21 protein-coding genes are annotated in these 24,634 nt (G+C 64.4%); 12 read left to right on the top strand and 9 right to left on the bottom strand.

The window, feature by feature from the left end; genetic code table 11:
• The coding region (locus F3J17_RS20655) for a DNA translocase FtsK (RefSeq protein ID WP_167062827.1) at positions 1 to 3,434 on the top strand (3,434 nt) is incomplete at its 5' end.
• Between the two features lie 106 nt (positions 3,435 to 3,540).
• Here F3J17_RS20655 and F3J17_RS20650 read toward each other — a convergent pair.
• Positions 3,541 to 4,713: a lactonase family protein gene (locus F3J17_RS20650; RefSeq protein ID WP_240161081.1), complete on the bottom strand. Its 1,173-nt coding sequence runs from the start codon at positions 4,711 to 4,713 to the stop codon at positions 3,541 to 3,543.
• Between the two features lie 271 nt (positions 4,714 to 4,984).
• Between F3J17_RS20650 and F3J17_RS20645 the strand changes: the two genes are divergently transcribed.
• The 3 genes from F3J17_RS20645 to phaZ all read left to right on the top strand — a co-directional run bounded on the left by F3J17_RS20645 (position 4,985) and on the right by phaZ (position 8,878).
• Entirely contained in the window at positions 4,985 to 5,134 is a 150-nt protein-coding gene (locus F3J17_RS20645; RefSeq protein ID WP_084162632.1) for a DUF3096 domain-containing protein, read from the top strand.
• Positions 5,135 to 5,367: 233 nt separating this feature from the next.
• Entirely contained in the window at positions 5,368 to 7,230 is a 1,863-nt protein-coding gene (locus tag F3J17_RS20640) for a glycoside hydrolase family 15 protein (RefSeq protein ID WP_167062824.1), read from the top strand.
• A 367-nt stretch (positions 7,231 to 7,597) separates the two neighbouring features.
• Positions 7,598 to 8,878, top strand: coding sequence for a polyhydroxyalkanoate depolymerase (phaZ, locus tag F3J17_RS20635; RefSeq protein WP_167062821.1), 1,281 nt, complete (start codon positions 7,598 to 7,600; stop codon positions 8,876 to 8,878).
• Positions 8,879 to 8,993: 115 nt separating this feature from the next.
• Here the strand turns inward: phaZ and F3J17_RS20630 are convergent, their stop codons facing one another.
• Positions 8,994 to 9,626 (bottom strand): TetR family transcriptional regulator, encoded by a 633-nt coding sequence (locus F3J17_RS20630; protein ID WP_167062818.1) that lies wholly within the window; start codon positions 9,624 to 9,626, stop codon positions 8,994 to 8,996.
• 547 nt (positions 9,627 to 10,173) lie between these two features.
• On the opposite strand from F3J17_RS20630, the gene rsxB reads away from it, so the two are divergent.
• The 3 genes from rsxB (at position 10,174) to F3J17_RS20615 (ending at position 12,279) form a co-directional block, all read left to right on the top strand.
• The gene (gene rsxB / locus F3J17_RS20625) at positions 10,174 to 11,040 is read left to right on the top strand and encodes an electron transport complex subunit RsxB (protein WP_167062815.1); all 867 of its coding nucleotides are present in this window, start codon (positions 10,174 to 10,176) and stop codon (positions 11,038 to 11,040) included.
• Between the two features lie 35 nt (positions 11,041 to 11,075).
• Entirely contained in the window at positions 11,076 to 11,720 is a 645-nt protein-coding gene (gene nth, locus F3J17_RS20620; RefSeq protein WP_167062812.1) for an endonuclease III, read from the top strand.
• 118 nt (positions 11,721 to 11,838) lie between these two features.
• Entirely contained in the window at positions 11,839 to 12,279 is a 441-nt protein-coding gene (locus tag F3J17_RS20615; protein WP_167062808.1) for a DUF1841 family protein, read from the top strand.
• A gap of 131 nt (positions 12,280 to 12,410) precedes the next feature.
• Here the strand turns inward: F3J17_RS20615 and F3J17_RS20610 are convergent, their stop codons facing one another.
• Together F3J17_RS20610 and F3J17_RS20605 are read right to left on the bottom strand one after the other, a co-directional pair.
• The gene (locus F3J17_RS20610; protein WP_205194885.1) at positions 12,411 to 12,827 is read right to left on the bottom strand and encodes a cytochrome c; all 417 of its coding nucleotides are present in this window, start codon (positions 12,825 to 12,827) and stop codon (positions 12,411 to 12,413) included.
• Between the two features lie 37 nt (positions 12,828 to 12,864).
• A complete protein-coding gene (locus F3J17_RS20605; RefSeq protein WP_167062804.1) occupies positions 12,865 to 13,230 on the bottom strand; it encodes a cytochrome c in 366 nt (121 codons plus the stop codon).
• A 427-nt stretch (positions 13,231 to 13,657) separates the two neighbouring features.
• Between F3J17_RS20605 and F3J17_RS20600 the strand changes: the two genes are divergently transcribed.
• From F3J17_RS20600 to F3J17_RS20580, 5 genes are all read left to right on the top strand, one after another.
• Positions 13,658 to 14,509: a MoxR family ATPase gene (locus F3J17_RS20600; RefSeq protein WP_167062801.1), complete on the top strand. Its 852-nt coding sequence runs from the start codon at positions 13,658 to 13,660 to the stop codon at positions 14,507 to 14,509.
• 35 nt (positions 14,510 to 14,544) lie between these two features.
• A complete protein-coding gene (locus F3J17_RS20595) occupies positions 14,545 to 15,717 on the top strand; it encodes a VWA domain-containing protein (RefSeq protein ID WP_167062798.1) in 1,173 nt (390 codons plus the stop codon).
• Positions 15,718 to 15,824: 107 nt separating this feature from the next.
• Positions 15,825 to 17,042: a benzoate/H(+) symporter BenE family transporter gene (locus F3J17_RS20590; protein ID WP_167062795.1), complete on the top strand. Its 1,218-nt coding sequence runs from the start codon at positions 15,825 to 15,827 to the stop codon at positions 17,040 to 17,042.
• 309 nt (positions 17,043 to 17,351) lie between these two features.
• Positions 17,352 to 18,311 carry a transaldolase gene (tal, locus tag F3J17_RS20585; protein WP_167062792.1) on the top strand — a complete coding sequence of 320 codons (960 nt, stop codon included), beginning with the start codon at positions 17,352 to 17,354 and terminating at the stop codon, positions 18,309 to 18,311.
• Positions 18,312 to 18,612: 301 nt separating this feature from the next.
• Entirely contained in the window at positions 18,613 to 19,044 is a 432-nt protein-coding gene (locus tag F3J17_RS20580) for a VOC family protein (RefSeq protein WP_167062789.1), read from the top strand.
• A gap of 21 nt (positions 19,045 to 19,065) precedes the next feature.
• Here the strand turns inward: F3J17_RS20580 and F3J17_RS20575 are convergent, their stop codons facing one another.
• The 5 genes from F3J17_RS20575 to F3J17_RS20555 all read right to left on the bottom strand — a co-directional run bounded on the left by F3J17_RS20575 (position 19,066) and on the right by F3J17_RS20555 (position 24,630).
• The gene (locus F3J17_RS20575) at positions 19,066 to 20,229 is read right to left on the bottom strand and encodes an FUSC family protein (RefSeq protein WP_240161073.1); all 1,164 of its coding nucleotides are present in this window, start codon (positions 20,227 to 20,229) and stop codon (positions 19,066 to 19,068) included.
• 79 nt (positions 20,230 to 20,308) lie between these two features.
• On the bottom strand, positions 20,309 to 21,859 hold the full coding sequence (locus tag F3J17_RS20570) for a sodium:solute symporter (RefSeq protein ID WP_167062786.1): 1,551 nt from the start codon (positions 21,857 to 21,859) through the stop codon (positions 20,309 to 20,311).
• Positions 21,856 to 22,095: a DUF3311 domain-containing protein gene (locus F3J17_RS20565; RefSeq protein ID WP_167062783.1), complete on the bottom strand. Its 240-nt coding sequence runs from the start codon at positions 22,093 to 22,095 to the stop codon at positions 21,856 to 21,858. Before F3J17_RS20565 ends, F3J17_RS20570 begins: the two co-directional genes overlap by 4 nt.
• A gap of 314 nt (positions 22,096 to 22,409) precedes the next feature.
• Complete coding sequence (locus F3J17_RS20560) at positions 22,410 to 23,366, bottom strand: spermidine synthase (RefSeq protein ID WP_167062885.1); 957 nt, start codon at positions 23,364 to 23,366, stop codon at positions 22,410 to 22,412.
• A gap of 670 nt (positions 23,367 to 24,036) precedes the next feature.
• Complete coding sequence (locus F3J17_RS20555; protein WP_167062780.1) at positions 24,037 to 24,630, bottom strand: energy transducer TonB; 594 nt, start codon at positions 24,628 to 24,630, stop codon at positions 24,037 to 24,039.
• Positions 24,631 to 24,634 lie beyond the last annotated feature (4 nt).

Raw genomic sequence — 24,634 nt, 5'->3', positions numbered from 1 at the left:
GGGCTGAGCGTCGGGCTGTGCGCACGCCGGCCCCGCTCAGCCCGACGCTCAGCCCACCGATCGCCGCGCCCGTCACCGCACCGATTGCCGAGGTCAGCCCGGTCACGCCCGCCTACTCGCGCCCGACCACGCCCGCGCCCGCCGCCGAGCAGGCGCCGCTTTCTTCCAGCGTGCTCGAAACGCTGCGATCGATCGAAGAGAATGCCGCGCGCTGGACGTCGCTGGCAGGCGCGAGCCTCGCGCGCCGCAACAGTGTCGATGAGCCGGTCGTGCAGGCTGAAGCACCAGCGCTCGCCAACGTTGCCGAGTCGACGACGGTGACGCCTGAGCACGCTCAGTCCGCGATGGCCGCGCCACAGATCGCCGAGCCGGTTGAGGCGCTGGATCACAGCGAGCACATCGGCGCTGAAGAACACGAAGCGCCCGTTCAAACCCTCGCGGAAGCGCCAGGCACGGTTGTGCACGAAGCCATCCCTGAAGTTCAGGAAGCGCCGGTTGCCTTGCCTGAACCCGTTCAGACCAAGGCCGAACCCGAACTCGTTGCGCCGCTGCAAGCCGAAGCACCGTCTATCGAGACGACGCAAAACGCCGGGAACGGCTTGCCCGACTTCCTCGTCGGCGCGCAGGACGATGAGCCTGCGTCGGCGGCAGAGCCCGCCGCGACGGCGGAAACGCCGGTGAACTGGCCGAACTTCGACAACGGCATGCCGTGGGTGATGCTCGATGACGAACCGGTGGCCGATGAAGCCGAAGCGCCCGCCCCTGCGCCTGCGCCCGTCGGCACGACGGAAGCCGTCGAGCACGCACCGGAACCCGCCGTCGAAACCGTCAGCAACATCGTGCGCTTCCCGCGTCTCGTGACGGCCCCAGCGCAGATCGCTCAGCAGGAAGAGGAAATCGAAGAACCGGCAGTCGAAGCGGAAGTTGCGCACGCGCCCGAAGTGGACGAGCCGCTGATGCCCGCCGTCGATGCGTTCACCGCCGCGTTCAGCGCCGCGCTGCCGACGTTCATCGCACGCGCCGCGGAAGAGGAAGAAGCGAAAGCCACGGAAGCAACCCACTTCGAAGCCGATACCCCGTCCATCGTCGAAGCGCAGCCGCTGCCAGGCAGCGTGGACGCTTCCGCGCCGGAAGTGCACGAGGCGATGCCTGTGCACGAAGCCGCGCCGCTCGAAGAACCCGTCGCCTTTGACGTTGAACCGGCAGAAACCGCTCCGGCAGAACAAGCGCCCGAGCCCCTCGTTGCGCAAGCCAGCTTCGCGACCGAAGCGCCCGCTATCGAGATCGTTCGTCCGGCGCCTGCTCCGGTTGAGAGCGCACCGGTCGAAGCGCAGCCCGAAGCTGAGCCGTTTGCCATCGCTGCGCCCGTCGCTGCGGCCGCCGCCGTGGCTGCCGTCACGCCGGGCATCACCAGCGCGGCAGTCGGCGCGGCGGTGGGCACGGCAGTGGGCACCACCGCACCGGCGATAGTCGCGCCCCATCCGGTTGCAGCCGCAACCGATGCAATCGCGCCTGCGGCCCCTGCTGGCGCCAGCCCCGTTGTAGCGCCTGAAGTAGAGCTGCCCTCGCCCGCGTGGCACATGCCGATCATCCCGCCAGTCGCCGCGCCCGCGCCGGTCGCGCCGCCATGGGAGACGGCTCTCACGCCAGCAGCGCCCATCGAGCCCGCACCTGTCGTACCGATCCCGGCTGCGCCCGCATGGCACCTTCCGCCGGAACCGGGCGCTGCCGCCAGCTTCGCCCCGATCATGCCGATCGCACCGATCGCACCGCCCGCAGACCTCACGCCGCCGTGGGAGCAAGCGCCCGCGCCGGCCGCCGCAGTCGCGCCCGCCGCATCGGTTGCTCCGGTCGAAACAGCCGCGCCAGCGCCCGCGCCCGCAGCAGAAACCGCACGCCAGCCCGTGCGCGGCCACGCGCCGACGTCGTTCGAATTCCAGCCGCTCAGCGCCTCGGCGGTCGAGCTTCCGGGCTTCGATCTGCTGGAGCGTTCGTCGCAGGAAATCGAATACGTCTCCGAAGAAAAGCTCGCCGAAACCAGCCAGCTGATCGAGCAGCGCCTGCAGGAATTCAAGGTGCCGGTCACGGTGGTCGGCGCGTCCGCCGGCCCGGTCATCACGCGCTTCGAAGTCGAGCCTGCGCTGGGCGTGCGTGGCAGCCAGATCGTTGGCCTGATGAAGGATCTGTCGCGCGGCCTGGGCCTGACGTCGATCCGCGTGGTCGAGACGATTCCCGGCAAGACCTGCATGGGTCTCGAATTGCCGAACGCGAGGCGGCAGATGATCCGCCTGTCGGAGATCCTCGAATCGACGCCGTATCAGCGCTCGCAATCGAAGCTCACGATCGCGATGGGCAAGGACATCGTCGGCCTGCCGGTCGTCACCGATCTCGCCAAGGCGCCGCACATGCTGGTCGCGGGCACGACCGGTTCGGGCAAGTCGGTCGCGATCAACGCGATGATCCTCTCGCTGCTCTACAAGGCGACGCCCGAGGATGTGCGCCTCATCATGATCGACCCGAAGATGCTGGAGCTGTCCGTCTACGAAGGCATTCCGCACCTGCTCGCGCCGGTCGTGACGGATATGAAGCTCGCGGCCAACGCGCTGAACTGGTGCGTGGGCGAAATGGAAAAGCGCTACCGCCTGATGTCGGCAGTAGGCGTGCGCAATCTCGCGGGTTTCAACCAGAAGATCCGCGACGCCGAAGCCAACGAGCGCAAGATCGGCAATCCGTTCTCGCTCACGCCCGAAGCGCCCGAACCGCTCTCGCCGCTGCCGATGATCGTCGTCGTGATCGACGAACTCGCCGACCTGATGATGGTGGCGGGCAAGAAGATCGAAGAGCTGATCGCGCGTCTCGCGCAGAAGGCGCGCGCGGCGGGCATCCACCTGATTCTCGCCACGCAGCGTCCGTCGGTGGACGTCATCACGGGTCTCATCAAGGCGAACATTCCGACGCGCGTGGCGTTCCAGGTGTCGTCGAAGATCGACTCGCGCACGATTCTCGACCAGATGGGCGCGGAATCGCTGCTCGGCCAGGGCGACATGCTGTTCCTGCCGCCTGGCACGGGCTATCCGCAGCGCGTGCACGGCGCATTCGTCGCCGACGAGGAAGTGCATGCGGTGGTGGAGTATCTGAAGCAGTTCGGCGAGCCGGAATACGTCGAGGGCATTCTCGACGGCCCGGCCGGCGAAGGCGCGCCGCAGGATCTGTTCGGCGAGTCGCCCGAGGCGGAAGCCGATCCGCTTTACGACGAAGCCGTCGCGTTCGTCGTGCGTACGCGGCGTGCGTCGATCTCGTCGGTGCAACGTCAGTTGCGCATCGGCTATAACCGCGCCGCGCGTCTGGTCGAACAGATGGAAGCGGCGGGTCTGGTCTCGCCGATGGGCATCAACGGCAGCCGCGAAGTGCTGGTGCCGGGACAGCCCGAATAAGCTTCAAGATTTGCTGAAGCCGCAAACAAAAACGCCGCGTGGACTTCAATCCACGCGGCGTTTTTTATCGTCCGTCCGAAATTAACGGCGCGACGGCGTTACCGCCTCAAGGCGTCACGAACTTGAAATCGACCGGCGAACCGATGTCGATCTTCTTCGGATTCGCTTCGAGCAGACCGGTTTCCTGATCGCGGCGGAACACATACACCGTATCGCTGTTCTGGTTGCCGACGATCAGCCATTGGCCCGTCGGGTCGATGGCGAACTCGCGCGGCGACTTGCCGAGGCTCGCCTGACGGCCCACGCGCTTGAGCTTGCCGCTCGTCTGATCGACCGAGAAGATCGAAATGTCGTTGGCGTCGCCACGGTTCGAGACATACAGGAACTTGCCGTCCGGCGAGAGATGCAGCGCCGCTGCGCCCACCGCGCCCTTGAAGTCCGGCTCCGCCAGCTTCTCGACCTGTTCGAGCTTGAGGTGGCCGTCGTCGTAGTTGAACACGCTCACAGTGCCCGCGAGTTCGCTCGTCAGATACGCATGGCGGCCGTCGTTGCCGAACACGAGGTGACGCGGGCCGGTGCCGGCCTTCACGTCGGTGTAGCGCCACTCGGCCGGGCTCACCAGACCGCGCGTGCCGTCCGGCGTGTAGCGGTAAGTCCAGAGCTTGTCCGTGCCCAGATCCTGCGTGAAGAGATAACGGCCATCCGGCGAGAACACCGTCGAATGCACGTGCGCGTTGTCCTGGCGACCCTTGACCGGGCCGCCGCCTTCGTGATGCACGGTCAGCACCGACTGGCCGAGCTTGCCGTCCTGTTCGATCGGCAGGACCGCGAAGCTGCCGCCCGGATCGGCCGCCACCGAGTAGTTGGCGACGAACAGATACTTGCCGTCCGGCGACAGGCTCAGGTAGCACGGATCGTTGCCTTGCGCCGAGACCTTGTCGAGGAACGTAAGCTGACCGCTCGCGGCGTCGAAACCGAAGGCGCTCACGTCGCCGCGCGTGGTGGCCGGGCCATTGTCGCCGGGCAGTTCGTTCACGGCGTAGACGAAGCGCTTGTCGTGACTCACGACGAGATACGACGGGTTCACCGTTTTTGCGACGCTCACCTGCTGCGCGTCGCCCGTCTTCGAGTCGAAGCGGTAGACATAAAGGCCTTCGCTCTTGCCGCCCGTATAGGTGCCGACGATCAGATCGTAGACGCCGTTGGCGGCAGTGGCTGCACCCGCGCCGGATTGCGCGAACGCCTGGGGAGCGGCAACGGATGCGGCGGCTGTGGCCATGACGGCAATACCCTTGATGATCTGATGAATGAGCCCGCGCTTGCGCGCTTGCATGGGCACGGCGATTGCGGCTGCATGGCCTTGAAACATGTCGACCTCCTTTCTTCTTGTCGAACTGTCGAATCTGGAGCTGACCGGCGGCGCGCAAGCCTTGTGCAACGCGGTTTGCGCGAGCCGGATCTTATGAGGGTTGGAAGGCCAGTATACGAGAGGTTGCGCGCTATCGCCCTCCCGGCGCGCAGCGCGCGACCTCGCCCACCAAGGAGTGAAGATGAATATCCATGTCGCCATCGGCCCGCTCGTCGCGCTCATCGCCGGCATTCTGATTCTGGTTGTGCCGCGCCTGCTCAACTACATCGTTGCGCTCTATCTCATCATCATCGGCCTCATTGGCCTGTTTGGCACCGGCGGGCATTTTTGAGCACCTCGTGCGTCGCCATTCATCCGACGTGAATCGCCTCTGCGCGCCCTGAGCGGCGCGCCGCGAAAGCTCCCACAGCACAATTTTGCGTGCGCCGGCGAGCCGTGCGCCGCAAAACGCGTTGCGCGTTCGGCCCCGCAGCCACTACTCTTGTGCGTGCATGCGCTGTCGCCGTACGTCGACGCTGTCGATCGACTCATCTACCGCAACAAGAAGCTGTCAATCCGCTTACCATGCCCGCACTCATCGAAGACTATGCATTGATCGGCGATGGCCACACGGCCGCGCTCGTGTCCCGCGAAGGTTCCATCGACTGGCTCTGCTGGCCGCGTTTCGACTCCGGCGCCTGCTTCGCGGCGCTGCTCGGCGACGAGAAAAACGGCCGCTGGCAGATCGCCCCCGCGCCCGCCGCCGACGGCACGCCCGCCAGAATCACCACGAAGCGCCGTTATCGCGGCGAGACGCTGATCCTCGAAACGGATTTCGAAACGCCCGAAGGCGCGGTCACGCTGATCGACTTCATGCCGCCCGGCAATGGCTGGACCGAACTCGTGCGTATCGTGGTGGGCCGCCGCGGCACGGTGCGCATGCAGTGCGATCTGGTGCTGCGCTTCGACTATGGCTTTTCCGTGCCGTGGGTGAGCCGCCTGAGCTACGAGAGCGGCATCAAGGCGACCGTCGGCCCGGACACCATCGTGCTGCGCACGCCGGTCGATCTGGAAGGCGAGAACATGCGCACGGTCGCGCAATTCGACGTCAAGGAAGGCGAGCGTGTGCCCTTTTCGATGGCCTATGCGGCCTCGCATCTGCGCCTGCCGCCGCCGCGCGATCCGTTCACCGCGCTCGCACGCACCGAAAACTTCTGGGAAGAATGGGCCGCGCGCGGCACCGTCGAAGGCCGCTGGGCCGCGCCGATCCGCCGCTCGCTCATCACGCTCAAGGCGCTGGCCTACGAACCCACGGGCGGCATCGTTGCCGCGCCCACCACCTCGCTGCCCGAGCAACTGGGCGGCACGCGCAACTGGGACTACCGCTATTGCTGGCTGCGCGACGCCACCATCACCCTGCTCGCCATGATGCGCGGCGGCTACTACGACGAAGCGCGCGCCTGGCGCGCCTGGCTGGGCCGCGTGATGGCGGGCTCGCCCTCGCAATTGCAGATCATGTACGGCATCGCGGGCGAGCGTCGCCTGCCCGAAATCGAGCTTGACTGGCTGCCCGGCTACGAGAACTCCAGGCCCGTGCGCGTGGGCAACAACGCGGTCGGGCAATTGCAGCTCGACGTCTATGGCGAAGTGATGAACGCACTGCACCTCGCGCGCGTGGGCGGCCTGCAAGCCGACGACACCGCGTGGTCGATCCAGTGCGCGATGCTCGAACACCTCGAAACGATCTGGACCGAGCCGGACGAAGGCATCTGGGAAACGCGCGGCGGCCGTCAGCATTTCACCTTCTCGAAGGTGATGGCGTGGGTCGCGTTCGACCGTTGCGTGCGCTCGGCTGAAAAGTTCGATCTGCCCGGCCCGCTCGACCACTGGCGCGAGATGCGCGAAACCATCCACGCGCAGATCTGTGAGCGCAGCTTTAACAAAGAGCTGAATTCCTTCACGCAGATCTACGACGGCACCGACCTCGACGCCAGCCTGCTGCTCATGCCGCTGGTAGGCTTCCTGCCCGCCGACGACCCGCGCATCGCGGGCACCGTCGCGGCCATCGAGCGCGATCTGATGTGTGAAGGTTTTGTGATGCGCTACCGCACCACCGAATTCAACGACGGCCTGCCGCCCGGCGAAGGCACGTTCCTCGCGTGCAGCTTCTGGATGGTCGATAACCTCGCGCTCCAGGGCCGCATGGACGATGCACGCGCGATGTACGAACGCCTGCTGGCGCTCGCCAACGACGTCGGCTTGCTGGCCGAGGAATACGATCCGATCGAAGGCCGTCTTGTGGGAAATTTCCCACAGGCCTTCTCGCACGTTGCGCTGGTTCACACGGGTTTAAACCTGATGCGCCACGAGCAGGAAATGGCCAGCGAAACCGGCCATCCGGAAGGTGTGCCGCCGATGGAAGCCGATTTCGAGGCCGCCGCGTCATAGTGAGGATTGCGCGAAGTCAGGATCGCGAAGGAGTTCGCCGCAGCGTTGATTGCACGGTCAACCTAAGCATCCGCCGACACGTTTGTAGGAGGTGCGCTAAACTTGACTTGCTGCGTTGCACAACGTTCTGGGGTCCGATAGGATGGTCCGCCGGTCGTGGGCCTGTCAGGTGGTTCGGCAGGTGCGACCGCGGCGCGCCGCCAGTGTTTTTCGCTCAAGCGGCGCGATGCGCAGCCGATATATAGCTTGTCATGCAGTATGACTAAAAGCCTGATTCAAGGCCTGACCGATCAACATGCGGGCCGTCTCCTCGCCGCGCCTTGCCCGCGCGACCAGGATTCGATCCGGCCCTGATGCTGGAGCATCCATGCTCTACCAAATCCGCGAATACCAGCGCGCATTGCTTAGCCCACTTACCGCGTGGGCCGAGGCTGCTTCCAAGTCGTTCACCAATCCGTCGAGCCCGTTTTCGCTCGTACCGGGCGCCTCGCGTCTGGCCGCCGGCTACGAACTGCTCTACCGACTCGGCAAGGACTACGAAAAGCCCGAATTCAACATCAAGCAGATCGAAAAGGATGGCCACCACATCCCGATCGTCGAACAGACGATCGTCGAAAAGCCGTTCTGCCGCCTGCTGCGCTTCAAGCGCTACGCGGACGATCCCGCCGCCGTGACCGCGCTCAAGGACGAGCCTTCGGTGCTGGTGTGCGCGCCGCTGTCCGGCCACCATTCGACGCTGCTGCGCGACACGGTGCGCACGCTGCTGCAGGACCACAAGGTCTATATCACCGACTGGATCGACGCGCGCATGGTGCCGCTCGACGACGGCGCGTTCCATCTGGACGACTACGTTGCGTACATCCAGGAATTCATCCGCCATATCGGCGCGAAGAATCTGCACGTGCTGTCGGTGTGCCAGCCGACGGTGCCGGTGCTCGCGGCCATTTCGCTGATGGCGAGCCGCGGCGAACCCACCCCGCTCACCATGACGATGATGGGCGGCCCGATCGACGCGCGCCGCAGCCCCACCGCCGTCAACTCGCTCGCCACCGAACACTCGCTGGAATGGTTTGCGAACAACGTGATCCATCCGGTGCCGGCGAACTATCCGGGTGAAGGCCGTCAGGTCTATCCGGGCTTCCTGCAGCACGCGGGCTTTGTCGCCATGAACCCGGGCCGCCATACCACGGCGCACTGGGACTTCTACAAGAGCCTGCTGCGCGGCGACGAAGAGGATGCCGAAGCACATCGCCAGTTCTACGACGAATACAACGCGGTGCTCGACATGGCCGCCGAGTATTACCTTGAGACGATCCGCACGGTGTTCCAGGAATTCAGCCTCGCCGAAGGCACCTGGGATGTCGCGGGCGAACGCGTGCGACCGCAGGATATCCGCGACACGGCGCTCTTCACGATCGAAGGCGAACTCGACGATATTTCGGGCTCCGGACAGACGCGCGCCGCGCATGACCTGTGCTCGGGTATTCCGGAAAAAGACAAGCACCATCTGACCGCGGAAAAATGCGGCCACTACGGCATTTTCTCGGGCCGCCGCTGGCGCACCATCATCTATCCGCAACTGCGCGACTTTATCCGTCAGCATCAGCCGCACGCCAAACAGCCGGCGAAGGAAAGCGCTGTCGTGTAAGCCTTGCGGGTCTGCTGTGGCCCGCGTACACCGCTTGCTGGATACACAAACGCCGCGCCTCATGTCGATGAGTGCGCGGCGTTTTTTTCTGAGCCGTTCCCGTTAGCAGTCTTACTTATTTGCGCAGCAGAAACGCGAGCAGCATATCGGTGTTGAGCTGGATGATTTCCTGGCGCTCGCTGGGCGTGCTGAAGTCGCGGCCCAGCGTGGCGTTGAGCGTATAGCGGTTCGACACGATGTAATAGCCCATGCCCGAAAGCGTCACATAGAGACGCAGCGGGTCGATATTCGAGCGGAACAGGCCCGCCGCTTCGCCGCGCGACAGGATGCTGCCCAGCGTGGCGACGATCGGCGACACCATCTCGTGGATGCGCGTGGACTTGAGCATGTAGCGCGCTTCGTGCAGGTTCTCGTTGTTGACGAGCCGCAGCAGTTCGGGATGGTCGCGATAGTAATCCCAGACGAAATGCGCAAGCCGCGTGATGGCCTCGACGGGCGCAAGGCCCGCGAGATCGAGCGCGCGTTCGGCCTCGTTGAGCGCGCCAAAGGCGTGCTCCAGCACGGCGGTGAACAGTTGCTCCTTGCTGCCGAAGTAGTAATAGAGCATGCGCTCGTTGGTCTCGGCGCGGCGCGCGATCTGGTCGACGCGAGCGCCGAACAGGCCGCCGCTGGCGAATTCCTCGGCCGCGGCGAGCAGGATGCGACGGCGTGTCCCTTCAGGATCTCTTTTGATTTTCGGCTGATTCATGGTGGCAGGATCGCTCGATAGGCGCGCGGGTTCCCGCTGGGCACTGCCGGGTCTCTCCAAAAAACCCATGTGGCGGCAGCGATTCACGGGGCGAGCCAGGTTAATGGACTGACACCCTTCGTTTTCGATCTTCGTTCGTTTTCGTTTTTCGCAGACCGCCTCGAGCCCTCGTGCGGCGCTGCCTGTTTGAAGCCGTCCGGCAATGCCCCATCCGCGTGTCCCGCGCGCGAGGCCCGCCGCGTGGGCGTGGCGTTCGACGGGTGGGACATTCGAATTAAGCACTTTGATTATGGCACATGCCCTGCCGATGGCAATGCGGGAAATCGGCGATAATGCGGGCTTTGGCGCCGCACGCGCGCAGCCCCCGCAGATGATCCGACAGGTGCCGACGTAGCCCTGTCTTGCACGCACCTCCCTGCGTTCGAAGTGACGCCTCCGGCTTGCGCGCGCCTGTGCTTCGCCCGCCTTGCGTGACTGCCCCACTGCCCCGCCGCCCGTCTGAACCCCAGCGGGCCAGCGTAGACGGGGCAGCGTAGAAATAGCGACCGTGAACAATTCCAGAACACTCGCAGATCGCATCGAAGATCTGCTGCCCCAGACCCAATGCACCAAGTGCGGCTACGACGGCTGCCGGCCCTACGCCGAAGCCGTCGCCGATGGCGCCGCCAGCTATAACCAGTGCCCGCCGGGCGGCGCCGAAGGCGTCGCGCGCCTCGCGCATCTGCTCGGCAAGCCCGTCATTCCGATCAATCCCGTCAACGGCGTCGAGCGCCCGCGCCCCGTCGCCCTGATCGACGAGCAGGTGTGTATCGGCTGCACGCTGTGCATGCAGGCATGCCCGGTCGATGCGATCGTCGGCGCGCCCAAGCAGATGCACACCATCGTCAAGGACCTCTGCACGGGCTGCGATCTGTGCGTGGCGCCCTGCCCGGTGGACTGCATCGCGATGATCCCCGTGACCGGCGAAGCGACCGGCTGGGACGCCTGGACGCAGCAACAGGCCGATGAGGCACGCCTGCGTCACGACCGCCATCAGGCGCGTCTGGCCGCCGAGCGCGACGCCGCCGAAGCGCGCGCCGCCGCACGCCGCGCGGCAGCCACCGCACCCGCGGCAACGCCCGCAGCCGCCGATACGTCGGCTCCCGTGGCCGCTACGGACACCGCAGCCCCCGCCGCCCCGGCCAACGACGCCGAAGCGAAGAAGAAAGCGATCATTCAGGCCGCGCTGGAACGCGCGCGCCAGAAGAAGGCGGAACTCGCCGCGCGCGGCGAAGGCCCACGCAACACCGATCACGTGAGCGCCGATGTGCAGGCGCAGATCGACGCCGCCGAAGCCCGCCGCAAGCGTCTGGGCCTCGACGACAAGGCAGCGGACGACGCCGGTCAAGATCCCAAAAACGACAAGCCCGCATAAGAACACCACGGCCCCTACGAGCCAAAAACGCAGCCATGAACGCCACCAAGCGCCGCGCCATCTACGAAACGCTGCAAAGCCTCAATCCGAACCCGACGACCGAGCTGGAGTTTTCGACGCCGTTCGAACTCCTGATCGCCGTGCTGCTGTCCGCGCAGGCCACCGATGTCTCGGTGAACAAGGCCATGCGCCGGATGTTTCCCGTCGCGAACACGCCGGAAACCGTGCTTGCGCTGGGCGAGGAAGGCGTAGCCGATTACATCAAGACCATCGGCCTGTATCGCACCAAGGCGAAGAACGTGATCGCCACCTGCCGGATTCTCGTCGAGCAGTACGGCAGCGAAGTCCCGCAGACGCGCGAGGCGCTCGAAGGCCTGCCGGGCGTGGGCCGCAAGACGGCCAACGTGGTGCTCAATACGGCTTTCGGGCACCCGACCATCGCCGTGGATACGCACATTTTTCGCGTCGCCAACCGTACGGGACTCGCGCCGGGCAAGGACGTGAAGGCCGTCGAAATCGCGCTGGAAAAATTCACGCCGAAGGAATTCCTGCAGGACGCGCACCACTGGCTGATCCTGCACGGGCGCTACGTCTGCAAGGCGCGCAAGCCGGAATGCTGGCATTGCGTGATCGAGCCGCTGTGCGAATTCAGGCCGAAAACGCCGCCGCCAGAACTTTAACTGCGTCTGACAGCGTCCGACAGCGCGCGCAGAGCGGGCGACGTAGAATGAATTGCGCGGCTGGCGCGGGCCTTCTGTCCCTCAAGCCGCACCTCACAACACCACCCCACGAATCACGATGTTCAATCCCAGCCGCGACGAAGTCCGCCGCTTTTTCACCGAGACCTGGCGCAAGCAGCGTGCAGGCGAAATCCTCACGCCGCTCGAAGCGATTGCCGCCGACTGGATCGTCGAGCATCCCGAATATCACGCGGAACTCGCCGACGCCGACCAGGCCGCCGCGCAGGATTATTCGCCCGAACGCGGCCAGACCAACCCCTTCCTGCATCTGTCGATGCATCTGGCGATCAGCGAGCAATTGTCGATCGACCAGCCGCCGGGCATCCGCGCGGCGCACGACCGGCTCGCGGCGCGCATGGGCTCCACGCACGACGCGCAGCACGCGATCATGGAGTGCCTGGGCGAAACCATCTGGGAAGCGCAGCGCACCAACACGCCGCCCGACACCGACGCCTATCTGCAGCGCATCGAACGTCGCGCCACGCGCGATAAAGCGTGATCAAGCGCTCTCGAACGCGCGCAGCAGCATAAAAAACACCCCGCTGACGGCGCCGGAAGTCGCGCTGCAAGCGGGGTGTCGTCATCGTGGCGCTCATGCGGCGCGCATCGCGGCCGCAATCGCCGCTCACATCACTTCTTGTCGATCAGATCGCCCTTGAGCGATTCGATATACGCGGCGATGTCCTTCATGTCGCCCTGCGACAGGCTTTGCACCTGCGCCTGCATGATCGGATTGTTGCGGCCCAGATGCGGATTGCCGTTGCCCATCTGGTACTGGCGCAGCGCCCAGTAGATGTAATCGGCATGCTGGCCGGCGAGCTTCGGGTATTCGGGGCTCACGGGCTTGTTCAGGTTCACGCCGTGACAGGCCGCACAGTTGTGGCTGTCGGCGAGCACCTTGCCGTTGGCGGCATCGGCGGCATGCGCCGGATGCAGCGCGAGCGTCGCAGCCAGCGCAGCGGCGCCCGACGCCAGCACAGCGGCCTTGAAGAACGACTGACGGGACGTGAAGCGGATCGTGGCGCGCGCACCGGCACGCACGGCCATTGAGGGCTTGTTCATGGATTCTTGTCTCCCGTGCCGGTTACTTCTCGGGGTTGTTCTTGGACGTGGCCGTCTGCGACGCGTAATAAGCCGCGATATCGGCGATATCCTGGTCGGTCAGCGTGGTCGCGATGGCGTGCATCGTTTCGAAGTGGCGATCGCCCTTCTTGTAGCCGTGCAGCGCGTTCTGGATGTACTGCGCGTTCTGGCCGCCCAGAATGGGCACGTGGTAGACCTCGGGATAGGCGGTGCGGTAGTCGGGAATACCATGACAGCCGATACACATCGCAACCTTGCCTTGACCTGCCTTCGCGTCGCCCACGACATCCGCGTGTGCCGTGGCCGCGAAGCCCGCCAGCACGGTCACAACGCCGAGCATGACGCGCTTGCCGACAATTTTTTTCATAGCATCCAACCTGGCTTGAGGGGATTCGAACGCCCGAACCGCAGGCCACGGCCTGCGCCGCATTACTGCTGTTTTACTTTTGGGTCGCCGTGCAGGCCGAAAAAAATCGGTCTGAGTATACCGCGACGCCGCGCAGCCCGTCCACGGGGCTGCCGCCCGCCGCGCGCCCGCTCAGGCCCGCCAGACGGGGCTCGGGCGTTGTGCGGACGGCCTTTGCGGCGGCGCGTGCGGGTCATCCCTGATGCGCTGCGCGCGACATGCATGCCACACGCAACGATTGATAAAACCCTGACGGTTCGGTCCGGAAACATTGGTGACGCGGCGCTCAATGAGTACCGCATCGGGCGGAGCCAACGATACGCGAGCCCCCCCTGAAGCAACACCCCATCTGACTTATACTGGGATTTTTTTCAGCGAGCGGTTCATCATGCGCGCCACGCGTTTCGAAGGCTCTTCGCAGTACGTCGCCACCGACGATCTCAAGCTTGCGGTCAACGCCGCCATCACCCTGAAGCGCCCGCTGCTCATCAAGGGCGAGCCCGGCACCGGCAAGACCATGCTGGCCGAGGAAGTGGCCGCCGCGCTGGACATGCCGCTGATGCAATGGCACATCAAGTCCACCACCAAGGCCCAGCAAGGTCTCTACGAATACGACGCGGTGTCGCGTCTGCGCGATTCGCAACTGGGCGACGAGCGCGTCAAGGACATCCGCAACTACATCGTCAAGGGCGTGCTGTGGCAGGCGTTCGAGTCGGAGCAGCAAAGCGTGCTGCTGATCGACGAAATCGATAAAGCCGATATCGAATTCCCCAACGATCTGCTGCGCGAACTCGACCGCATGGAGTTCTACGTCTACGAGACGCGCGAACTCATCAAGGCGAAGCAGCGCCCGCTCGTCATCATCACCTCGAACAACGAGAAGGAACTGCCGGACGCCTTCCTGCGCCGCTGCTTCTTCCACTACATCAGCTTCCCCGATCCGGCCACGATGCAGCGCATCGTCGAAGTCCACTATCCGGGCATCCGCCGCGAGCTGCTGGCCGCCGCGATGGAAAGCTTCTTCGAACTGCGTAACGTCGCGGGCCTGAAGAAAAAACCTTCGACATCCGAACTGCTCGACTGGCTCAAGCTGCTGCTCGCCGAAGATATCCCGCCCGAAGCGCTGCGCGCCGTGGACGGATCGAAAGCGATGCCGCCGCTCGCGGGTGCGCTGCTCAAGAACGAACAGGACATGACGCTGTTCGAGCGGCTCATCTACATGAACCGCCACAACCGCTAAGCCGCGCGGGCAACGGAAAAGCACGGAGACACCGCATGCTGATCGACTTCTTCTACACGCTGCGCGACGCGAAGCTGCCGGTCTCCGTGAAGGAGTATCTGACGCTCGTGGAAGCGCTCAAGGAGCGCGTGATCGCGCCGTCGCTCGACGACTTCTACTATCTCGCGCGCATGACGCTCGTGAAAGACGAGCAGTATTTCGATCGCTTCGATCAGGCGTTCGGCGCGTATTTTCGCGGCATCGAGAAAAAGTCCGAACAGGCCTTCGAGATTCCCGAAGACTGGCTCAAGAAAAAGCTCGAACGCGATTTCACGCCCGAACAACGCGCGCAGATCGAAGCGATGGGCGGTCTCGACAAGCTCATGGAGCGCCTGAAAGAACTCTTTGAGGAACAGAAGGAGCGCCACGAAGGCGGCAGCAAGTGGATCGGCACGGGCGGCACCTCGCCGTTCGGCAACGGCGGCTATAACCCCGAAGGCATCCGCATCGGCGGTGAAGGCGGCCAGCGCAGCGCCGTGAAAGTGTGGGACGCGCGCGCGTACCGCGATTACGACGATCAGCTCGAAATCGGCACGCGCAATATCAAGGTGGCCTTGCGCCGCCTGCGCCGTTTCGCGCGCGAAGGCGCGGCCGAAGAACTCGATCTCAACGACACGATCCGCAGTACCGCCGCCAATGCGGGCTGGCTCGATCTCAAGATGGTGCCGGAGCGCCACAACAATGTGAAAGTGCTGATGCTGCTCGACGTGGGCGGCTCGATGGACGATCACATCAAGCGCACCGAAGAACTCTTTTCCGCCGCCAAGGCTGAGTTCAAACATCTGGAGTTCTACTACTTCCACAACTGCGTCTACGACTACCTGTGGAAGAACAACCGCCGCCGTCATGCGGAGCGCACGCCCACGTGGGACTTGCTGCACAAGTTCACGCCCGACTACAAGCTCATCTTTGTCGGCGACGCCACCATGAGCCCGTATGAAGTGCTCCAGCCGGGCGGCTCGGTCGAGTACAACAATCCGGAAGCAGGCGCGGTCTGGCTGCGCCGTCTGGCCGACCAGTTCCCGCACTTCGCGTGGCTCAATCCGGAACCGGAGCGGCTCTGGGAATATCGCCAGTCTGTTTCCGTCATCCGCGAGATTCTGGGGCATCGCATGTATCCGCTGACCGTCGCCGGACTGGAAACAGCCATGCGCGTGCTGAGCAAGTAACCCTTCCCTTTCCCTCGCCTCATCTTGCATCAACGCGCCGTTCGACCAGACGGTTGCGCATACAACTTCACACAACCTCATATAACAACAAGCAGGAGAATTTCAGCATGACCGCGCCTTCATCCCCCGATCTGCCGGCAAGCGTCCGGCCCGGACCGCTGCGGCCGTTCGCCGATACATCGGTTGCGACCATCGTGGCCGGTTTCGTCGCGATGATGACGGGCTACACCAGTTCGCTGGTGCTGATGTTCCAGGCCGGACAGGCCGCGCATCTCACCGATGCGCAGATTTCCTCGTGGATCTGGGCGCTCTCCATTGGCATGGCGGTGACCACCATCGGGCTGTCGCTGTGGTTCCGCGCGCCCACCGTGGTCGCGTGGTCCACGCCGGGCGCGGCGCTGCTCATTAGTTCACTGCCGCACGTGCCGTATGCCGAAGCCATCGGCGCGTATATCGTCTGCGCGTTGCTGCTGACCGCCGTGGGCCTCACCGGCTGGTTCGACACGCTGATGAAGCGCATTCCCGCCGGCATCGCCGCGGCGCTGCTTGCGGGCATCCTGTTCGAGATCGGCATCGAGATTTTTCACGCCGCCCAGGTGCAGACGCCGCTCGTGCTCACCATGTTCTTCGCCTACCTGCTGATGAAGCGCTTCGTGCCGCGCTATGCGATCGTCGGCACGCTGGTGGTGGGCATTGCGGCGGCGGCGGCGCTGGGCCTGCTCGACTTCAGCCACTTCCGCGTGGCGGTGGCGAAGCCCGTGTTCACAATGCCGGCGTTTTCGGTGCAGGCGATCGTCAGTATCGGCATTCCGCTGTTCGTGGTGGCGATGGCTTCGCAGAATGTGCCCGGCATCGCCGTGATCCGCGCCGACGGCTACGACACGCCCTCCTCGCCGCTGATCGCCACCACGGGCCTGGCGTCGCTGGTACTCGCGCCGTTCGGTTCGCACGGCGTCAACCTCGCGGCGATCACGGCGGCGATCTGCACCGGCCCGCACGCGCACGAAGACCGCAACAAGCGCTATATGGCTGCGGTGTGGTGCGGCATTTTCTATCTGATCGCGGGCATTTTCGGCGCGACGATCGCGGCGCTGTTCGCGGCGTTTCCGCAAGCGCTGGTGGTGTCGATTGCGGCGCTCGCGCTGTTCGGCTCGATCATGAGCGGCCTCACCAACGCGATGCAGAACCCCAAGGAGCGCGAGGCAGCGCTCGTGACCTTCATGGTGACGGCTTCGGGGCTGACGCTGCTGTCCATCGGCGCGGCGTTCTGGGGGCTGGTGGCGGGCGTGCTCACGCAGGTGGTGTTGAGCGCGCGCAAGGCCTGAGGGCGCGAAACGGCGCGATGCGCGGGCGCGTGGGCGGATTGAAAGCCCCGGCACCGAATTTGCGCCGACGAATTGACGCCCATTTTCGTCCGACACGCCCGCGTCATCGCACCGCCTGCCGATCCGCCATAAAATGATGTGTGAGCCGCGCCGGTTTGACCCATCGGCGCGGCGTCGCCCTTTCGCGTACAGGCGTAATAAACGTTCAGCGTTTTGCGTACCGCCCTGCGCCGCACGAGCCAGCCGCTCGCGCGCGCAGGCCGTTCAACTTTTCCCGACGCCGGCGCGCATGCGCCCACAAGGCCAGACATGACTACCGCACTCGATCAGCTCAAGCAGTACACCACCGTCGTCGCCGATACGGGCGACTTCCAGCAATTCGTCCAGTACAAGCCGCAGGACGCGACCACCAATCCGTCGCTGATCCTCAAGGCCGTGCAGAAGGCGGAATACCGCCCGCTGCTCGAAAAAACCGTGCGCGATCACGCGAGCGAATCGGTCGAAGCGATCATCGACCATCTGCTGATCGCTTTTGGCACCGAAATCCTCAAGATCATTCCGGGCCGCGTTTCGACCGAAGTCGACGCGCGCCTGTCGTTCGACACGAAGAAGTCGATCGACAAGGCCCATCACATCATCGATCTCTACAAGAAGGCCGGCATCGAGAAAGAGCGCGTGCTGATCAAGCTCGCCTCCACCTGGGAAGGCATCCGCGCCGCCGAAGTGCTGCAGAAGGAAGGCATCCACTGCAACATGACGCTGCTGTTCTCGCTCGCGCAGGCCGCAGCGTGCGCCGAAGCGGGCGCGCAGCTGATCTCGCCGTTCGTCGGCCGCATCTACGACTGGTACAAGAAGGCCAAGGGCGCGGACTGGGACGACGCGAAGGACGGCGGCGCCAACGATCCGGGCGTGCAGTCGGTGCGCAAGATCTACGCGTACTACAAGAAGTTCGGCTACAAGACCGAAGTCATGGGCGCGAGCTTCCGCAACACCAGCCAGATCGTCGAACTGGCGGGCTGCGACCTGCTGACGATCAGCCCCGATCTGCTGCAAAAGCTGCAGGACAGCAGCGAAAAGATCGACCGCAAGCTCTCGCCGGAAGCGTTCGCGAACGAGCAGATCGAGCGCGTGGCCGTCGACGAACCGTCGTTCCGCTTCCTGCTCAACGAAGACGCGATGGCGACCGAAAAGCTCGCCGAAGGCATCCGCGCCTTCGCCGCTGACGCGGTCAAGCTCGACAAGATGGTCGAGGAACTACGCGCGAAGTAAGCGCTGCTTTAAGCTGTATCAGGCGCAGTGCCAAAGGCCGCCCCTCTCGCGATGGGCGGCTTTTTTTATGCGCAGCGCAAGCCTGCAACCTCCATTCCACTCTGCGCTCTCGCAAACCCTGGCGACACGTTCATCCGAATGGTGCACGCGCACGCCTAGAATCAGGGCAGCGGCCCACGAGCCGCGCGATTCCGGTCTCCGATGTCGGGCGACGTCACCCCACAGACGCGCCACGACGCGCCGCGCACACGCATGCGGCTCAAGGGACCGGCCAGACGTCCATCCGTCAAGGAAGATGACGATGCAAATCCAGCCCTATCTGTTCTACAACGGCACCTGCGAGGAAGCGATCGCGTTCTATCGCGAAGCGCTCGGCGCCACGGAGCTGTTCAAGATGCGCTTCAAGGAGGGTCCGCCCGATCCGCAGCGCCCGATGCCGCCCGAAATGGCCGACAAGATCATGCACGCGACGATCCAGGTCGGCGATGCGCAACTGATGATGTCCGATGGCGGCTGCATGACGCAGCAGGACAAGTTTGCGGGCTTCAGCGTCTCGCTCACCGCGCCCGACGCCGCCACGGCGCAGCGCTATTTCGACGCGCTATCGAAAGGCGCGCAGATCGGCATGCCGTTCCAGAAGACCTTCTGGTCGCCCGGCTTCGGCATGCTGACCGACAAGTTCGGCGTGCCGTGGATGGTCACTGCGCCGCCGCTCGAAAGCCCCTCGCCCTGAGGGCTGCGCTTTTTGCGCGCATCACACCATGCGGTGCAGATGTGCGCGCTCGATGTTCCATCTCGGTTCGGTTTCGAGGAGCAAGGCACGCAGTTGCCCCACCTGCTCCTCGAAACGCTGTTCGAGCCAGTACGGCCCCTGCATTTCCGGCGCAAGCGGCGCAGCATGCGACGCCGTCTCGCTGCCCTCGCCGCTGTTGTCGAGCGGGCTCGAACGCAAGGCCCGCGCCGCCGCTTCCGGATGACGCGCCCCGCCAAAGCGCAGCGCCCGCGCCGTCGTCAGCAGCGCTTCGCGCACGCACGCGCTGCGCTCAGCAAACGCCACGCGCACGAGTTGCTGCTCGTAATGCCCAAGTCCTGTCGACATCATTTCCAGCGAACTGAGGATCGAGCGATGCAGGCGCTGCACCTGTTCGAGCCGCGCCACCGGCACGTCGATCTCCTTCGCCACCGACGGCATCAGCGCGCGCAACTGCACCAGCCGCGTATTGAGGCGACGAAACTGCGCGACCTGGGTTTCGGTATCGACGTGCACGCCGCTCACGATCTGCGCATACACCCGTGCGCATTCGCGCAGATTGTCGGCGAGGCGATAGCGCCATGAGTACGTCGCGTGCAGCGGCAGCGCGAACGAAAACGCCAGCGCGATCACAATGCCGACCATCACGTTGAGCGTGCGCCACAGGCCGGTATCGATGAGATTGTCGCCGTGACCCGCGACGATGCACATCGTGATGGCAGTCAGCAGCGCCACATAGCCCGGCTTGCCGATCGCGTAGTAACTGCACACGGCCGCGACAATCGACATCAGCGAATAGGTGAGCCACGTCGAGCCGGTCACGGCCTGCACCACGATCAGCGTGAGCCCGATCAACGCGCCGAGCAGCGTGCCGAGCGCGCGCTCGGTGGCCTTCTTGCGGATGTTGCCGTGATGCTGCAACCCGCCGATCACCACCAGCAGCGTGACCGACGACCAGATGCCATGCGGAATGTCGATGCCCGTGGTCGCGAGGATCGACACCAGCATCGCCAGCCCCACGCGCACGGCATGGATCACGCCAGCATTGCGATAACGATAGAACGGTGAAGTGAGCGCGCGCCACATGCGCGCCGCGCGCGAGCGTCGGCGCAGCGGACGGCTTGAGAGTCGGGCTTGGGTATCGGATTCGGAATCGGATTCGGCCATGACGAACATCGTGCATCAGAAAAACAAAAGCCCGCAACCGTGAAGTTGCGGGCTTCGTTACTTCAAGCGTGACACCGGATCAGCTTTCCAGCACGTCCAGATAATCCTCGGGGCGGGTGCGATCGTGACCCTTCTGCATGCCGAACATATGCACGAGCGCCGAAATCACCACCGACACCACCAGATTCACGATCAGCGACCACACCGCCGCGTAGCCCGGCACGTCCATGCCGAACAGATGCACGACGAAGATCGAGCCCTTCAGGTGCAGGGAAATCGCCATCCACGTGCCCGTGACGATGCCCACCGCCCAGCCGATCAGCAGACCGCGCCAGTCGAGCATGCGCGTGTACAGACCGAGCACGATGGCGGGCAGCGTCTGGATGATCCAGATGCCGCCGAGCAGTTGCAGCTGGATCGCGTAGGTCAGCGGCAGCCCCAGGATGAACGCCACCGCCCCCACCTTCACGATCAGCGAAACCATCTTGGCGATATTGGTCTCCTGCTCGTGCGTCATGTTGCGGTTGACGAACTCCTTGTGGATGTTGCGCGTGTAGAGATTGGCGGCCGCAATCGACATGATCGCCGCCGGCACCAGCGCGCCGATGCCGATGGCCGCAAACGCCACGCCCACGAACCACGACGGGAAGAAGTGCAGGAACAGCGCCGGCACCGCGAAGTTCGGGCCGAAGGCCTTGAAGTACGGCGCGTATTCCGGCATGTCCTTCACGCCCGAAGCCAGCGCCATATAGCCGAGCAGCGCCAGCAGGCCGAGCACCAGCGAGTACGCGGGCAGCATCGCCATATTGCGGCGGATGGTATTGCCCGACGACGACGACAAAATCGCCGTGACCGAGTGCGGATACAGGAACAGCGCGAGCGCCGACCCCACCGCCAGCGTCGCGTAAGCGCTGTAGCCGTTCAGGCTGGACGCGTCCGGCGCCTTGAGCAGCAGTTTGGCCGGCGGCACCGACGCGAAGATGTGCCCGAAGCCACCCATCTGCGCCGGAATCACGATGATCGCCACGGCGATGGTGATGTAGATCAGCACGTCCTTCACCACCGCGATCATGGCCGGCGCGCGCAGGCCCGAGGTGTAGGTGTAGGCCGCGAGAATCGCGAACGCAATGATGAGCGGCAGGTCGCCGACAAAGCCCGTGGTATCGAACCCGAGCGCGCCGATCACCACTTCGATCCCCACCAGTTGCAGCGCGATATACGGCATGGTCGCGACGATGCCCGTCACCGCGATCGCCAGCGCCAGCATGCGGCTGCCGTAGCGTGCGCTGACGAAGTCGGCGGAGGTCACGTACTGGTGACGCTTGGCGATGGCCCAGAGCTTGGGGAACACCACGAAGGCGAACGGATAGATCAGGATCGTGTACGGCAGCGCGAAGAACCCCGTCGCGCCCGCGCCGAACACCAGCGCCGGCACCGCCACGAAGGTGTACGCGGTATAGAGGTCGCCGCCCAGCAGGAACCAGGTGACGACCGTGCCGAAGCGCCGGCCGCCCAGGCCCCACTCTTCCAGATGGCCAAGGTCGCCCTTGCGCCAGTGCGCGGCCAGAAAACCAATAATCGTCACGCCGACGAAGAACAGGATAAAGACGAAGGTTGCGGTGGCATTCATCGCGCACCTCCTGCTTTGCCGCTCCTGGAGCGGTCCTTGGTCTTGAAGTAGACGAGTGCGGTAATGACGGCGCTGATCAGCACCCAGAGAAGCTGATACCAGTAGAAGTACGGGAAATCCCACAAGGTGGGTTCCACCTTGTTATACGACGGCACCCAGATCATGGCGATCCAGGGCAAGAGCAACAGCCATAGCCAGTGCTTGCTGGCCTTTGCGGCGTCGGCGTCGTGAGCCATGACGTCTCCTCCTCGCGACTTATATGTAGTTATGCGGCCTTTTTGCGGTACTGGAGGCCGGTGCAGGCCCGCGAGCTTGTGGCCTCGCAAGGTCCCCGAAAGCGCTGAAAAGACTACCCACGCCATGACGGCGGGTCAAGCCGGGGCCGACCCCAACCTTTACCAACATTTCGGATCAGAAATAGTCAGCTATCCGAAAGCATTGCCGTTCGCATCGGCATGTGACGGACGAAAAAAAACCGGTCCCGCGTGACACGGGACCGGCTTTTATCGGAGGCTAAAAAGCGTCAGATCGCGAAACTTAAATCGCGAACTTAGATTGCGAAAGTCGAGCCTTCCTTGCCGATTTCCTTGCTTGCAGCGCGCAGCGCCTTGACCCACTGGTTCGCGGGCAGGCCGAGCTTGCTTTCGAGCAGACGGGCGCGCTTGTCGAGCGCCGTCCAGCTCACGTCGAGCGCCGGGCCCGAGAACGCCAGCGCGACGCGGTTGCCGTCGTGCACTTCCGGCAGCGCGATCACGCGGCCATCGAAGGCTTCCTTCAGGCGCTTCATGTTGCGCACGTAGCTCGGGTGATCGCCGAACAGGTTGATCGTCGCCACGCCTGCGTCGGTCAGGCAGGCGCGCACGGCGCGGTAGAACGCCACGCTGTCGAGCACCGGACCGCGTGCGGTCGCGTCATAGATGTCGATCTGCAGCGCGCCGATCGTGCCGTGGTTCGCGCGGTCCTGCACGAAATCCCATGCGTCGAGTTCGCGCACGGTCAGACGCGCGTCGTCGTGCGGCAGATCGAACATCGTGCGCGCGGCGACCACGACAGCCGGGTTCAGCTCGATCGCCTCGACCTTGGCCGGACGCAGATAGCGGTGCGCGAACTTGGTCAGCGCCGCAGCGCCCAGACCCAGTTGCACGATGCGCTCGGGCGTGGCGAGGAACAGCAGCCAGGACATCATCTGCTGCGCGTATTCGAGTTCGATGTGTTGCGGCTTCGACAGACGCATCGCGCCCTGCACCCATTCGGTGCCGAAGTGCAGGTAACGCACGCCGTTTTCTTCCGAGAACGTGACCGGCGCGAAACGCGGCTTGCGCGGCGCTTCGATGACCGGTGCGTTGTCGAGATCGTCAGCGGCTGCGCGGCGCGGACGCTTCGTCATTTTTTCGACCTTCGGTGCGGCTTCGGCTTGTGCTGCGCGCGCAGCCTTGGCGGGCTTCGCGTTCACGCGCTTTGCGCGTGCGGGCTTGGCCGGTGCGGCCTTGGTGGCGGTTTCTTTCACGACTTCCTCCGTTGCGGCCTTGGCGACAGGCTTGGCCGTTGCCTTCACTGCGCGCTTTGCTGCGGGCTTCGCTGCGGGCTTTGCTGCCGGCGTCGCAGCGGGCTTCGCTGCAGCCTTAGCTGCGCGCTTAACTGCGGGCTTCGCTGCGGGTTTTGCTTCTGCCTTCGCTGCGGGTTTTGCTTCTGCCTTTGCTGCGGGCACGACTTCTGCCTTCGCTTCGATTTTTGCTTCGACCTTCGCGTCTGCCTTCGCTTCGGCCTTCGCAGCAGGCTTCGCTGCGACCTTGCGCGCGCGCTTGACTGCTGCCTTCGCTGCGGGCTTTGCTGCCGGTGCGTCCGCTTGCGCTTCGACCTGCGGTGCAGCCGCTGCTGCCGTGTCGACCGGCTCGGCCTGCGCAGCCTGTTCAGGCGCTGCGGCTTCTGCGGTCGTGTTGGCGGTCGTCTTGTTGAATGCGCGCGCCTCGGCCGAAGCGCGCTTGATGAGAGTCGTCATGTAAAGATGTCTTGCTTGTGAGGAGCAGGTGCAGATACGCGTTTTGCGCTGCGTGTGCGGTGCTGTTTCAGCCGCGAGAAACACATGCGATTCGAACGCATCTGCGCGGGCGAACGAGAGCATAGCATTCGTCACGCATCAGCCTCGTTTTTCAGGACAGAAACCCGCTCGCTCGTGCTCAGTCACACGCGCTTACACCACCGACGATGTTGCAATTCTTGATGCGCCAATGCGTTTCGTCCTGGATGCCGCCTCCCGCATTCGTGCCGCCAATCGCGGACATGCCGCCTTGCAGAAAGGCCGGATTCACGCGCGCCGGATGGAAGTGCAGATCAACGCGAGAAAGATGCAAGGCTATCGGCGCAGGCGGCAGCGGCGACGCCACATCGATCGCGCGCGCCACGGCGTCGTCCAGATCGTCGTTGCCACTCGAATGCAACAGCTTCACGGAGACCACCGAGCCGTCGCTCGCGAGCCGGATCGACACCACGGCGTCGCTGTCGAGCGGCACCTTCTTCTGACTCGTCCACATGTTGCCGCCCAGCTTGCAGCTCACGTAACGCTTCCATTGCCACGCATTCAGCGTCGATTCGGTGGGCACACCGAAACCTTGCGCCGCGACCGAATTCAGGCAGCGGTTCATGACCTGCTCTGGCGTCGCGCGAACGTGCGGTCCCGCCGATGTGGGGTCGTCGGATGCACAGCCGTTCAAGGCAAGCAGCAAGGCAAAAGCGGAGGGAAAAACGATCAGGAGCCGGCGGTTCTTTTTCATTATG

It is taken from the genome of Burkholderia sp. Ax-1719, from assembly GCF_011753055.1.
GTDB lineage: Bacteria > Pseudomonadota > Gammaproteobacteria > Burkholderiales > Burkholderiaceae > Paraburkholderia.
The sequence above is the reverse complement of the archived record's forward strand: the minus strand, read 5'-3'. Positions and strand labels throughout refer to the sequence as shown.